The following is a 13,723-nucleotide window of genomic DNA, read 5'->3' on the forward strand; positions in this document are numbered from 1 at the left end:
CATGACCAAACCCTTGAATATCGGCGTCATAGGCGCGGGCAATATCTCTGGCTCTTACCTGTCACGCGAAGCCGCCTTTCGCGGGCTGAAATACGTGGCCGTTGCAGACCTGAACCTTGATGCGGCCAAAGCGCGGGCGGATGAGTTCGGCGTCCGTGCCCTATCAGTTGATGAGCTACTGGCCGACCCCGAAGTCGATCTGGTCCTGAACCTGACCATCCCCGCCGCCCACTTTGCCGTGACCAAAGCCGCACTAGAGGCAGGCAAGCACGTCTATTCGGAAAAGCCCTACGTCCTGTCTTTGGAAGAGGGCCGTGAACTGGCGGCTTTGGCCACCGAAAAAGGTCTGCGTCTAGGCTCTGCGCCGGACACGATCCTTGGCACCTCGCACCAGTTGGCGCGTCACATCATCGACAGCGGCATGGTCGGGCGCATCACTTCGGGCACCTGTGCGGTCATGTCCCACGGGATGGAAGACTGGCACCCGAACCCCGACTTCTTCTTCCTGAAGGGCGGCGGGCCGGTTCTGGACCTAGGTCCGTACTACATCGCGAACCTCGTGCAACTGCTGGGTCCCGTGGCCCGCGTCGGGGCGCTGTCGTCGATCCCGTCGCCCACCCGTACCATCGGCTCGGAACCCCGCCGGGGCGAGGAAATCCCCGTGGAAACCCCGACCACCATCCACGCCCTGCTGGAGTTCGCCAATGGCGCGGTGATCACCTTTGTCTCTAGCTGGGATGTCTGGCAGCACGATCTGCAACCGATGGCGCTGTACGGTACCGAAGGCACCATCCACGTGCCCGATCCGAACTTCTTTGACGGAGAGGTCCGCGTGACCAACCGCAAAGAGCCCGCCGATCTGCCCGCATGGGATCACCCTATGGGCCCCGCCAACCGCGAGGTTCCGTGGGGCAAGGTGGCCGACTATCGAACTGCGGGTCTGGCAGACATGGCGCTGGCGATTGCCGAGGGCCGCCCCCACCGCTGCAACGATGCCTTTGCCCTGCATGTGGTTGAGGTGATGACCGGCATCCTGACATCCGGCGAAACTGGCACCTTCGTGCCCATGACCACCACGTGCGAGCGCCCCGAGGCCCTGACACCGGACGCCGCCCGCGCCCTGATGAAACAAGAGGAAACCGTCTGATGGGAATGATCAAAGGACCGGCGATCTTTCTGGCCCAATTCGCGGGGACGGACGCACCCTTCGACACGCTGGAAAACATCGCCGGATGGGCGGCAGGTCTGGGATATAAGGGCATTCAGGTGCCCTGCGACCCCCGCTTTATCGATCTGGATCGCGCAGCCAGCAGCAAAGACTATTGTGACGAACTAAAGGGCCTCTGCGCCGACAAAGGCGTCGAAATCACAGAACTGTCCACCCACATCCAAGGCCAGTTAGTGGCCGTTCACCCCGCCTTTGCCCCCCAGTTCGACGGGTTCGCCCCAGAAGCGCTGCGCGGCAAGCCGCTGGAACAGGCTGCTTGGGCCGCAGGCGAATGCGTCAAGGCCGCCAAAGCCTCGCGCAACATGGGGCTGGATGTGCAGGTCGGGTTCTCGGGCGCATTGGCATGGCCCTACCTTTACCCGTGGCCCCAGCGCCCTGCGGGTCTGGTGGAAGAGGCCTTTGCCGAACTCGGCCGCCGCTGGAAACCCATTCTGGACGCGCACGAGGATCAGGGCGTGGACTACGCCTACGAAATCCATCCGGGCGAAGACCTCATGGACGGTGCCAGCTTTGAACGCTTCGTCGATGCGGTGGACAGCCACGCACGGGCCTGCATCAATTACGACCCCTCGCATTTTGTCCTGCAGCAACTGGACTATCTGGGGTTCATCGACCTCTACCATGACCGGATCAAAGCCTTTCACGTGAAGGATGCCGAGTTTAACCCGACCGCCCGCCAAGGGGTCTATTCGGGCTTTGAAACTTGGGCGAACCGCGCGGGCCGCTTCCGCAGCCTTGGGGATGGTCAGGTGGACTTTGCGGGTATCTTCAGCAAGCTGACCCAATACGGCTATGACGGTTGGGCCGTGCTGGAGTGGGAATGCGCTATCAAATCCCCTGCCCAAGGAGCTGCTGAAGGCGCGCCCTTTATCGCCCGCCACATCATCGAGCCCACGCCCCATGCATTTGACGACTTCGCAGGTGCAGGCACGGATCGGGACGCAGTGCGCCGGATGCTGGGGATCACCGCATGAACCGGATCAGACTAGGCATGGTCGGCGGCGGGCAAGGCGCATTCATCGGCGCCGTGCATCGCATGGCGGCGCGGCTGGATGACCGGTTCGATCTAGTCGCAGGGGCGCTGTCATCAAACGCCGCGCGGGCGCAGGCCTCGGCCGATGAGATCGGCCTGAGCCGCAGCTATAGCGACTATCGGGATATGGCGCTGGCCGAGGCCGCCCGCGAGGATGGCATTCAGGCGGTGTCCATCGTGACGCCGAACAACATGCACCTGCCTATGGCCAAGGCCTTTCTTGAAGCGGGCATCCACGTCATCTGCGACAAGCCGATGACCGCCACCTTGGCTGAGGCCGAAGAACTGGTGCAGATCGCCGCTGGCTCTAAAGCCCTGTTTGTTCTGACACACACCTACGCGGGCTATCATATGGTCCGCGAGGCGCGGCGTCTGGTGGCCGAAGGCGCGCTTGGCAAAATCCGCATGGTACATGTGGAATACGTGCAAGATTGGTTGTCCGAGCCCGTGACTGGCAAGCAGGCGGACTGGCGCGTGGACCCTGCCCAATCGGGCGGCGGTGCCATCGGGGATATCGGCAGCCACGCCGCCCATCTGGCCCGCTACACCTCGGGCCTTGAGATCGAGGCCGTGGCCGCGCAGCTGAGCACCTTCGTCGAGGGACGCAAGGTGGATGATGACGCGCAGATGCTGCTGCGTCTGTCGGGCGGGGCCAAGGGGATGCTTTGGGCGTCACAGGTCGCACCAGGCCATGAGAATGATATCCGTGTGCGGGTCATCGGTGACAAGGCCAGCGTGGACTGGTGCCAAACCCGCTGCAATGAGCTGCGCTTTGCCCCGCTGGGCGAAGCCCCGCGCATCCTGACCACAGGCGGCGCAGGCTTTCAGGGACAGACCCGCGTGCCCGCAGGTCACCCCGAAGGCTACCTTGAGGCCTTTGCCCAGATCTACAGCGATGCGGCCGATGCGATCCTTGCAGGGTCCGTCCCCGATCACCTGCCCTCCTTGCAGGACGGGCTGAAGGGCATGCGGTTCATCGCGGCCTCTGTCCGCTCTAGCGCGGATGACGCCCGCTGGACCCGTCTCTAGCGCAAGTACAGGGATCGCCGGAAAGAGCTTCACCACCGGCGATCCCAGCCAAAAACCGGCAGGCGTTACGAAAACTTCACACAAGTTAACAACCTGATAATAATTTATAAATCAGAATTAAGACGATCCACCAGCCGCCGCCGCGCCATTCGTCACAATTCCGAAACGTAACAGCGACACAACTCGGCCAACCTTTTCGCACTCGCAGAATGGCCGGAATTTAGATGACCCCGTTTGTCGCTGTCGCTCCCGAGCAACGTATCCATTGCCGCAGTCTTTTCCTTTCTGACATTCATCTTGGCGCACGCGGGGCCCGTCCCGACGCGGTGACAAGGATGCTCCAGATGGTCGAGGCTGAGACCGTCTATCTGGTCGGGGACATTCTTGATTTCTGGCATGGGGGGCAGATCCATTGGTCCGAGGATCACGATGCCTTGCTGAACGCCCTACGCCAGCTTCTGCGTCGGGGGCGCAATCTGGTCTACCTGCCCGGCAACCATGACGCCCCCATGCGCACAGGCGCCGATGCCCCCAAGATCGGCTGGCATCAGGTTGATGAGGCCCTGCACACTACTGCAAGCGGCCAGCAGTTCCTTGTGATCCACGGCGACCAATGCGACGGGCGCATCCTGCGTCAGCACTTCATGACCCGACTTGGCAGCCGGATGGACTGTTTACTGCGCTGGCTGGATGCGGGGTGGCGTGATCGCTTTGCCCTGCCCGACAGCCGCCGTACCCCCGTTGAGATCCTGCTAAGCAGTTTCAACAAGATGCTTTGCATGGGCTACACCTTCGAACGCCGCGCCTTGGCGCTGGCGCGGGAAAAGGATGCGGACGGCGTGATCTGTGGCCACTCGCACCGGCCCGTGATGCGCAGCCATGACGGGATGCTGTTTGCCAATTGCGGCGACTGGGTAGACGGAATGACCGCCCTGATCGAGGACACCTGCGGCACTCTGCGGCTGTTGGATTTCACCGCCGTCGCCGAGGCCGCGCGGGCCGAAAGACGCGCCGCAAGTTCTGACACTCCCTTGCCCGAGGCGATTTCCTGATGACCGTCCTGCTGATCATCCTTGCTGTCGCCGTTCTGCTACATGTTGCGACATGTGCTCTGGCCGCTTGGCGCTATTTGTTCCCCTCTCGGGCGCAGCCTGTGGCCCGCGGCCCCAAGGTATCGCTACTGCGGCCCGTGTGCGGGGCAGACCCGTTTGATGCGGAAACGCTGGCGTCATCCTTCGGCCAAGACTACCGCGATCACGAGATCATCTTTTGTGCCGCCCACAAAAACGATCCGGCGGTTGCCGTGGTCCAGCGCCTGATGCAGCAGCATCCCGAAGCGCCCGCGACGCTGCTGATCGGCGAGGACCTGATTACCGGCAATCCCAAGGTCAACAATCTGGCCAAAGGCTACCACGCCGCCGCGTCAGATCTGATCTTGATGACCGACAGCAACCTGCTACTGCCCCGCTCATATGTGACGGAACTCATGGGCCAATGGCGCGATGGCATCGGCGCTGTGTCGGGTCCGGCAGCAGGCATCCGGCCAGACAACTTCTGGGCTTCGGTCGAGTGCGCCTTCCTGAACACCCTGCAAGGGCGCTGGCAGCTGGCCGCCGATCAGGTGGGCTACGGCTTTGCCCAAGGCAAGACCCTGTTCATCGCACGCCAAACCTTAGAGGCGGGTGGCGGCCTGCCTGCCCTTGGCCGCCTTCTGGCAGAGGACGCGGCCCTGACCCATCTGGTCCGCGCCCAAGACCTCAAGGTCAAACTGCCTCCGCGCCTATATGCGCAGCCCATCGGGCTCCGCAGCCTTAGTGCCATGTGGGGACGGCAGATGCGTTGGTCGCAAATCCGCCGCGACGGCTTTCTGCCCCTGTTTCTGGCCGAGATCGCACAAGGCCCGCTGGTGCCCGTTCTGCTGACCCTTACCGCAATCTTGACCGGCGCTTGGCCCGCGTGGACCCTGCCCGCGTTGCTGGCGCTTTGGTACGGGACCGAGTGGACCTTGGCCTGCATCGCCGGTTGGCCTGCGTCACCCCGCGACGTGGTGGCCTATGTGGTGCGCGATGTACTGACACCGGTGATCTGGGCCAGCACTTGGGCCCGCAAGTCATTCGAGTGGCGCGGCAATGCCGTCACCGCAGGGCCAGAGGCCCCGCACCCATGATAGATCTAACCACAATCGAACCCCTGATCGCCCAATACGGCCTGCTGATCATCGCCCCGATTGCCCTTCTGGAAGGGCCGATCATCACCGTGATCTCGGCATGGATGGCGTTTGGCGGGCTGCTTGATCCGCTGGCGCTCTATGTCGTTCTGGTGCTGGCCGATCTGGCGGGCGATCTGGCGTTCTATGGTCTGGGCCGCTGGGGCGCGGCACGGGTCGCGCAACGGGTGATGCGGCTGCTTGGCCTGCGCGAAGGTCATCTACGGCTACTGTCCCGTCGTTTCCATCACGCGGGCGCACGCACGCTGGCCTTTGGGAAACTGACCCACGCGGCGGGCGGCGCTGTTTTGCTGGCCGCTGGGATGGGGCGCATGGCCCTTGGCCGCTTTCTATGGATCAACACCGCACTGACCTTGATCAAGACCGCTTTGTTCATGGGGCTGGGGTACGGCATGGGCAATGCCTATGCCCGCATTGATCAATGGATCTCTTGGGCCTCGGTCGGCGTTGTCATCGCAATTGGCCTTGCGCTGCTGTGGCGGCTGCGCGGGCCGCGTCTATGTCGCTAGAGGACCTATGAGGATCACCTGCATTATCCCCGCCTACAACGAAGCCAACCGCATTGCCGAGGTGCTGAAGGTCGCATTGGACCACCCTTCCTTGTCCGAGATCATCATGGTCGATGACGGCTCGACCGATAGCACCGTCGCGCAGGCGCTAGAGACCAGCGCGCTGTATGGTCATTTCCAATTGGTCCGGCATGAGAGCAACAGCGGCAAATCCAGCGCCATCGCCACTGGCATCGAAGAGGCCACAGGCGATCTGCTGCTGTTTCTGGATAGCGACCTGAAGGGCTTGGGCCTGCAAGAGATCAGCGCGCTGATAAAACCCGTCACCGAAGGCGATGCGGATGTTTCCCTGTCCCTGCGCCGCAACGCGCCGCGTCTGTGGCATTGGCTTGGGGTCGATTATATCTCGGGCGAGCGGATCATGCCCCGCGCCCTGCTGTCGGCCCATACGGAAACCATCCGAAATTTGCGGGGCTTCGGGCTAGAGGTGTTTCTGAACACGCTTTGGATCCAGCAGAACCTGCGGCTTTCGGTGGTGGAATGGCCTGCGGTGGAAAGCACGCCCAAATGGCAAAAGCTGGGGCGGCTGCGCGGTGCGCTGGCGGATATGAACATGCTGGCGGATATGTTCGCGACTGTCGGCCCCACCGTTGCCCTGCGGCAGATCAAGGCGCTTCGGTCCCAGCGGATCAGCCCGCGCCGCCGCTTTGCGCACTGACCTTCTGTTATCAGAACAGGGGCAACTGCACCGGTATCGGTGCATAGCCCTTGCGGCAGACCGCTAGCTTCAACGCCTCGGAGGTTTCCAGCGCTTCTTGACAGGTCCCCAGATACATGACCGAATACTTCCCGTGGGTGCCGATCCGGCCCCACTCGCGCCGCACGAACCATTCCCCAAAGAGCGTCTGCCCCATGGTGATCACGCAATAGCTGCGCTGACGGCGTATATGATTGACCTTTTCCAGACGGATTTGCACGGGCGCGGCCTTGGGTCTTTCGGCAAAGTTTCTAGGGTGGCGCCCTGTTAACCCTTTCCGTACCGGATTTTCCAGTGCCTGAACCAAGGGACACGGGAATTTGCGCAACCCTGCCCTGAATGCAACACCCCGCGCATTCGCGCCTATCATCGGAAACAAGCGGCCGGATTTCGGCAGAAAATCGACGTTTCTTGACCGATTGTTCAACGATCTGGCGCTTTTAGACCTTTGGACGCCGTTGACCCTGCCCTTAAGACCTGTAGAAAAGGACATCGGTTTTCATGCCCGCCAGATGTCCTGTGACATCCAGCCCGAAAACGGGGGCGCGGGCCGGATCCTTGTGGAGGACACGACTCGTGCTGGATATGAACGCGATGCGCTCGGAGCTTTCCGAAGCCTATGACCTGACGCCCTCGGCTGACCTTGCCGATAGCATGCAGGACATCTACGCGCGGATGAACCGCGTGGTGACACCGCCTGATTTTCTGATGGCTGCGCCTTATATCCGCGCCATCAACCAGCTGAAGAAAGAGCGCAACGCGGTCATTCTGGCGCATAACTACATGACGCCCGATATCTTTCACGGCATCTCCGATGTGGTAGGCGACAGCCTACAACTGGCGATCGAGGCCGCGAAGGTCGAAGCCGACGTCATCGTTCAGGGCGGCGTGCATTTCATGGCCGAAACCAGCAAGATCCTGTCGCCCGACAAGATTGTTCTGATGCCCGACATGGAAGCTGGCTGTTCGCTGGCCGAAAGCATCACCCCTGCCGGCATCGAAGAGATGCGCCGCAAGTTCCCCGGTGCGCCCGTGGTCACCTATGTGAACACCACCGCCGAGGTAAAAGCCGCATCCGATATCTGCTGCACCAGTTCGAACGCGGTGCAGATCGTCGAGGCCTTGGAGGCGGACACCGTCATCATGACCCCCGACCAGTATCTGGCACAGAACGTCGCGCAGCGCGTCAAGAACAAGCGCATCGTCTGGTGGGAAGGCTCGTGCATCGTGCATGAACAATACACCGCGCAGGACATCAACGAGTTCCGCGAATGGAACCCCGGCACTGTCGTCATCGCCCACCCCGAATGCCCGCCCTCTGTGGTTGAGGCATCGGACTTCAGCGGCTCGACCAGCGGGATCATCAAGTATGTGACCGACAACAAGCCTGAAAAGGCGATGCTGGTCACCGAATGCTCGATGGCGTCGAATATCGCGGATGCACTGCCAGAGGTGGACTTTGTCGGCCCCTGCAACATGTGCCCTTACATGAAGAAAATCACTTTGGAAAAGGTGCTGTACAGCCTGCACACCATGACCACCCAGATCGAGGTGGATCCCGCCGTTGCCGAAGGCGCGCGGGTAGCAGTGCAGCGCATGATCGACATGTCCAAGAAACTGGGGCTCTGATCCTATCATGACAGCTGTGACCACCGATCGTGTGGTGATCGTCGGCGCTGGCCTTGGCGCGCTTTATGCGGCGCTCAGTCTGGCGCCCCATCCCGTGCTGATGATCTCGCCCGAGAACCTTGGTGAAGGGGCCAGTTCCGCATGGGCCCAAGGCGGTGTCGCAGCGGCCATGGATGACCGCGACACCCCCGAAGACCACGCCCGTGACACGGTGATTGCAGGCGCTGGCACGGTTGATGCGGGTGTGGCGCAAGCGGTCTGCAAAGAGGCCCGCGATCACATCCTGACCCTGACCTCTCTGGGCACGCCCTTTGACCGGACCAAAGACGGCCAATACGTCATGAGTCGTGAGGCCGCCCACAGCTTTGCCCGCGTTGTGCGCGTGCGCGGCGATCAGGCCGGTGCCGAGATCATGAAAGCGCTGGTGGCCCAAGTCCGCGAAACGCCCTCGGTTCAGGTCATGGAACGCCATATGGCGACGGGCCTTGAGGTCGAAGACGGCCGCGTTGTCGGTGTCTGGATTGCCGGATCGGGCGATGATCGCAGCGCGCCTGTGCTGGTCAAAGGCGCGGCGCATCTGATGGCGGGCGGCGGCTCGGGCGGGCTTTATGCCCTGACAACCAACCCGCCCCGCATTCGCGGTCAGGTCATTGGTATGGCGGCCCGCGCCGGTGCGGTGATCGCGGACCCAGAGTTTGTGCAGTTTCACCCTACAGCTATTGCCTGCGGCGAAGACCCTGCCCCCTTGGCCACCGAGGCCCTGCGCGGCGAAGGGGCGATCCTGATCAACAAGGACGGCAAGCGGTTCATGCAAGGTCTGCACCCTGACGCAGAGCTGGCGCCCCGTGATATCGTTGCCCGTGGCATCTATGCGCAGACCCAAGCGGGCTATCGTCCTATGCTGGATACGCGCGAGGCCATCGGCCCCGAAATCCTGACCCTTTTCCCCGCCGTGGCCGAGGCCTGCGCCCGCGCTGGCATCGATCCCGTGAAGGACCCCATCCCCGTCGCCGCAGCGGCCCACTACCACATGGGCGGCATCAAGGTGGATGATCATGGGCGTGCGTCCCTGGACGGACTGTGGTGCTGCGGGGAATGTGCCTCGACCGGATTGCACGGGGCGAACCGTCTGGCCTCGAACGGGCTGCTCGAGGCGCTGGTCTATGCCCGCCGTGCCGCGATCTCGATCATGGCAGGTCTTGGCAAGGCGGCTCTGGCACCCGAGGTGCATCTGGCAGACAATGGCACCATCGCCGCACCGCGCGAAGATCTTGTGGCGGACCTGCGCCGGATCATGACCGACAAAGTGGGTGTGGTCCGCAACGGCGCTGATCTGAAGGATGCGCTGGCCCGCATTTATCTGATCGAATTCAGCCAGCCCAAGTGCGACGCACTGGCCAACATGACGGCCACAGCGACCCTGATCGCCGCCGCTGCCCTGAAACGCGAAGAAAGCCGCGGCGCCCATTTCCGCTCGGACTTTCCCCAAACGGCCCCCACCGGCGAGCGCACAGAGATGACGCTGGCCGAGGCTCTTGATATCCGCGCCCGCTACGCCAAGGAGTAAGCGATGTATTCCCCCCTGCCCGATCTGGTTCTGGAACCTGTGATCCGCAACGCGCTTGCCGAAGACCTTGGCACCTATGGCGACATCACCACCCGCACGGTGATCCCCGCCGATGTGACCTACACCGCGCGACTGAATGCCCGTGAAGCTGGCGTGGTGTCGGGGATGCAGATCGCCCGCATCGCATTCCATTTGGTGGACCCGTCGCTAAAGATCGAAACCTTGATCGCGGATGGCCAGCCCTGCGCCAAGGGCGATGTTCTGATGACCATTGAAGGCAGCGCGGCCAGCATCCTGTCGGGCGAGCGTGTAGCGCTGAACTTTGCCGGTCGCCTGACCGGCATCGCCACCATGACCGCGACCTATGTGGCCGAGACCAAAGGCACCAATTGCCGCGTCACCTGCACCCGCAAGACCACACCCGGTCTGCGTCTGGTGGAAAAGCAGGCGGTTCTGCACGGAGGTGGGTTCAACCATCGCTTTAGCCTGTCGGACGCCATTCTGATCAAGGACAACCACATCGCAGCCGCTGGCGGCATCGCGCCCGTGCTTGAGGCCGTCAAGGCGCAGGCCAGCCACATGATGCGGGTCGAGATCGAAGTGGACACGCTAGAGCAACTGTCCCAAGTGCTGGAAATCGGCGGCGCAGATGTGGTCCTGCTGGACAACATGGACACGCCGACCCTGAAAGAGGCCGTGGCCATGAACGCGGGCAAGCTGGTGCTGGAAGCCTCTGGCAACATGACCCTGCCGCGCGTGGCCGAAGTTGCCGCGACAGGTGTGGATTACATCAGCTCTGGGGCACTGACCCACTCGGCCAAGACGCTGGACTTGGGGCTGGATTTCTAATCCGGCCTTCGCCGTTCTGGGGGGACACCCTTACCCATAGGTAAACCGTACCCCACTGCTGCGCACTGCATCCACGATGAAATCCGCAACCCGCCGGATGCGGGCCAGATCGCGAAATTCTTCGGGATACAGCAGCCAATAGCGGCGGTTGAACTGCACCTCATCGGGCAGCACCGCCACCAAGTCCTTTTGCGCCGCCATAAAGCACGGCAGCACCCCTAGGCCCGCGCCGGCACAGATCGCATCCATCTGCGCCTTGACCGTGGCGGCCTTGTAGATCACCCGCAACTGGGGATCGATCAGGCGGTTGAAATCCAGCTCTCCAGTGTAAAGTAAATCGTCGATGTAGCCCACAAACGGCAGATCGCGCAGATCCTCTTTCGTCTGCGGCCTGTCCTGTTCGGGTAGCAAGGCAGGCGCTCCGTAAAGGCGCAGATCATAGTCCACCAGCTTGCGCATCATCAGGCGACCGGTCTTGGGGCGGTCCAGACTGATGGCAATGTCCACATCCCGTTTCCACAGGGAGTGCGTACGCGGAACTGGCACTAGCTCAATCGTCAGGCCAGGCTCTTGGGCCGACAGTTGCGGCAGGATGCGCGAGAGTACCGCATTGCCAAAACCATCCGGCGCACCAACCCGCACCACACCCGTCAAAGCCTGGGACTTGCCCCCCAAGCGGTCAGACAGGGCCAAGGCCCCTTGCTCCATACTGCGGGCATGGGACAGAATTCCCTGCCCCAGATCGGTCAGCAGCATCCCCTCATCGCTGCGCTCGAACACCTGCGCGCCAAGCTGCCGCTCCAGCCGGTCAATATGGCGGGCCACAGTTGTGTGGCTGACCCCCATCCGCCGCGCCGCCAAGGCCATGCGCCCTGCCCGCTCGGTCTCAAGGAAATAGCGGATATCTTCCCAGTCAAACTGCATCACGGACGCCCTGCACGATTTCAGACATGCACTGTGCAAAACCGTTCATTCCCCGTCCACCCCCTTTTGCACAATACTGCAACAGAGGATCGCCAAGGGGAGGACACGGGACATGCTGGATCTGGGGACATATGATTACATCGTCGTGGGCGCAGGCTCGGCTGGATGCGTGGTGGCCAACCGCCTGAGCGAAGACCCGACGAAATCCGTGCTACTGCTAGAGGCAGGCGGCCATGACAAATACCACTGGATCCACATCCCCGTCGGCTATCTCTATTGCATCGGCAACCCCCGCACGGACTGGGGCTACAAGACCGCCCCCTGCGCAGGTCTCAACGACCGCCAGTTGCTCTATCCCCGCGGCAAAGTTCTGGGGGGCTGCTCGTCCATCAACGGCATGCTCTATCTGCGCGGACAGGCAGCGGACTATGACGGCTGGCGGCAGATGGGTCTGACCGGTTGGGGCTGGGATGATGTGCTGCCTTACTTCATGAAATCCGAGGACTATTACGCCGGCAAAAACGATCACCACGGCGCGGGCGGCGAATGGCGGGTCGAGGAACAGCGCCTGCGCTGGGAGATCCTTGAGGCATGGAAGCACGCCGCCGTTGCCGCAGGCATCCCCGAGACACCGGACTTCAACACTGGCGACAACTTTGGCGTCGGCTATTTCAAGGTGAACCAGAAAGCTGGCTGGCGGTGGAGTACCTCAAAGGGCTTTCTCAAACCCGCCCGCAACCGCACGAACCTGCGCGTGGTCACCCATGCTCAGGCCGAACAACTGACCTTCGAGGGCCGCCGCGCCACGGGCCTCAGCCTGCGCGTCCAAGGCCAACCGGCCAAAGCCCGCGCACGGGCCGAGGTGATCCTGTCGGCAGGGGCCATAAACTCGCCCCAACTGCTGCAACTGTCGGGCATCGGTCCGGGGGCGCTGCTGCAACAGCACGGGATCGAGGTGCTGCATGAAAACGCTCAAGTGGGCGGCAACCTGCAAGACCACCTGCAAATCCGCTGCGCCTATAAGGTCCAAGGGGCCAAGACCCTTAACACGATGGCAAACAGCCTTTGGGGCAAGGGCATGATCGGCCTGGAATATGTGCTGAAACGGTCAGGGCCCATGTCTATGGCCCCCAGCCAGTTGGCGGCCTTTGCCTATTCCAGCCCCGATGTGGCAACGCCCGACCTAGAATACCACGTCCAGCCCGTGACGCTGGAGGCGTTCGGCCAAGCGCCGCACCCCTTCCCTGCGATCACTGCCAGCGTCTGCCATCTGCGTCCCGAAAGCCGTGGCCATGTGCAGATCACCAGCCGCAATCCGCTGGACCATCCGGAAATCCAGCCGAACTACCTTAGCACCGAAGGCGACCGCCTTGTCGCCGCCCGCGCGATCAAGCTGACACGCCAGATCATGGCGCAAGAGCCGCTGGCGAAATACAGCCCCGAAGAGTTCAAACCCGGCCCCGCCTTCCAGACAGATGCCGAGCTGGCGACGGGCGCAGGCAACATCGCCTCGACCATCTTCCACCCCGTGGGCACCGCCCGCATGGGCACCGATCCGGCCTCGGTTGTCGATGAACGCCTGCGCGTGCGCGGGATCGAAGGGCTGCGCGTGGTGGATGCCTCGGTCATGCCGCAGATCACATCAGGCAACACAAATTCACCCACAATTATGATCGCGGAAAAAGCCAGCGACCTGATCAAGGAAGACGCCCGTTCGGGTATATCCCTCTCGGCCTGACGGGTAAAACGGCCCGCTTCGCGCCCTTCATCAAAAATATATTAAAAATATCGGGGCGCGGTGCGAAGCTGCGCCCTTTTTCATGTTTCTCTTTGATTTCAAATACTCACGGCACAAACCTAGCAAAGATGCACCCCACACATACTATCTCACGGGTGTAAAAATGTCCGAAAAGTACCCATGCACCCCTAAAAGGGACGTATTCCTATCCGTTTGGTCAAACAGGTCTGCAC

At 62.1% G+C, this 13,723-nt stretch carries 13 protein-coding genes; 11 read left to right on the top strand and 2 right to left on the bottom strand.

What is annotated here, in order from left to right; all coding sequences use genetic code 11:
• The first annotated feature begins 1 nt into the window (after position 1).
• From CLV74_RS09755 to CLV74_RS09785, 7 genes are all read left to right on the top strand, one after another.
• Positions 2–1,147 carry a Gfo/Idh/MocA family protein gene (locus tag CLV74_RS09755; protein WP_106264044.1) on the top strand — a complete coding sequence of 382 codons (1,146 nt, stop codon included), beginning with the start codon at positions 2–4 and terminating at the stop codon, positions 1,145–1,147.
• A complete protein-coding gene (locus CLV74_RS09760; RefSeq protein ID WP_106264245.1) occupies positions 1,144–2,202 on the top strand; it encodes a sugar phosphate isomerase/epimerase family protein in 1,059 nt (352 codons plus the stop codon). The genes CLV74_RS09755 and CLV74_RS09760 overlap by 4 nt, the downstream gene beginning before the upstream one ends.
• Positions 2,199–3,290: a Gfo/Idh/MocA family protein gene (locus tag CLV74_RS09765; RefSeq protein ID WP_245888503.1), complete on the top strand. Its 1,092-nt coding sequence runs from the start codon at positions 2,199–2,201 to the stop codon at positions 3,288–3,290. The genes CLV74_RS09760 and CLV74_RS09765 overlap by 4 nt, the downstream gene beginning before the upstream one ends.
• 224 nt (positions 3,291–3,514) lie before the next feature.
• Positions 3,515–4,342, top strand: coding sequence for a UDP-2,3-diacylglucosamine diphosphatase (locus CLV74_RS09770; RefSeq protein ID WP_106264045.1), 828 nt, complete (start codon positions 3,515–3,517; stop codon positions 4,340–4,342).
• A complete protein-coding gene (locus CLV74_RS09775) occupies positions 4,342–5,457 on the top strand; it encodes a glycosyltransferase (protein ID WP_106264046.1) in 1,116 nt (371 codons plus the stop codon). The genes CLV74_RS09770 and CLV74_RS09775 overlap by 1 nt, the downstream gene beginning before the upstream one ends.
• Entirely contained in the window at positions 5,454–6,026 is a 573-nt protein-coding gene (locus tag CLV74_RS09780) for a DedA family protein (RefSeq protein WP_106264047.1), read from the top strand. Before CLV74_RS09775 ends, CLV74_RS09780 begins: the two co-directional genes overlap by 4 nt.
• Positions 6,027–6,033: 7 nt before the next feature.
• A complete protein-coding gene (locus CLV74_RS09785) occupies positions 6,034–6,744 on the top strand; it encodes a glycosyltransferase family 2 protein (RefSeq protein ID WP_106264048.1) in 711 nt (236 codons plus the stop codon).
• A gap of 10 nt (positions 6,745–6,754) precedes the next feature.
• Here the strand turns inward: CLV74_RS09785 and CLV74_RS22800 are convergent, their stop codons facing one another.
• On the bottom strand, positions 6,755–7,003 hold the full coding sequence (locus CLV74_RS22800; RefSeq protein ID WP_170108013.1) for a WGR domain-containing protein: 249 nt from the start codon (positions 7,001–7,003) through the stop codon (positions 6,755–6,757).
• Between the two features lie 365 nt (positions 7,004–7,368).
• On the opposite strand from CLV74_RS22800, the gene nadA reads away from it, so the two are divergent.
• The 3 genes from nadA to nadC are packed head-to-tail and all read left to right on the top strand — an operon-like array spanning position 7,369 to position 10,828.
• The gene (gene nadA, locus CLV74_RS09795) at positions 7,369–8,412 is read left to right on the top strand and encodes a quinolinate synthase NadA (protein WP_425430976.1); all 1,044 of its coding nucleotides are present in this window, start codon (positions 7,369–7,371) and stop codon (positions 8,410–8,412) included.
• Between the two features lie 7 nt (positions 8,413–8,419).
• Complete coding sequence (locus CLV74_RS09800; protein WP_106264052.1) at positions 8,420–9,979, top strand: L-aspartate oxidase; 1,560 nt, start codon at positions 8,420–8,422, stop codon at positions 9,977–9,979.
• A gap of 3 nt (positions 9,980–9,982) precedes the next feature.
• Positions 9,983–10,828 carry a carboxylating nicotinate-nucleotide diphosphorylase gene (gene nadC / locus CLV74_RS09805; RefSeq protein ID WP_106264054.1) on the top strand — a complete coding sequence of 282 codons (846 nt, stop codon included), beginning with the start codon at positions 9,983–9,985 and terminating at the stop codon, positions 10,826–10,828.
• Positions 10,829–10,858: 30 nt separating this feature from the next.
• Here the strand turns inward: nadC and CLV74_RS09810 are convergent, their stop codons facing one another.
• Complete coding sequence (locus CLV74_RS09810) at positions 10,859–11,752, bottom strand: LysR family transcriptional regulator (RefSeq protein WP_106264056.1); 894 nt, start codon at positions 11,750–11,752, stop codon at positions 10,859–10,861.
• Positions 11,753–11,864: 112 nt separating this feature from the next.
• Here CLV74_RS09810 and CLV74_RS09815 point away from each other — a divergent pair, with 112 nt between their 5' ends.
• On the top strand, positions 11,865–13,490 hold the full coding sequence (locus CLV74_RS09815; RefSeq protein WP_106264058.1) for a GMC family oxidoreductase: 1,626 nt from the start codon (positions 11,865–11,867) through the stop codon (positions 13,488–13,490).
• The last annotated feature ends 233 nt before the right edge of the window (positions 13,491–13,723 follow it).

The sequence above is a fragment of the Donghicola tyrosinivorans genome (assembly GCF_003003355.1).
In the GTDB taxonomy this organism is placed as follows: Bacteria; Pseudomonadota; Alphaproteobacteria; order Rhodobacterales; family Rhodobacteraceae; genus Donghicola; species Donghicola tyrosinivorans.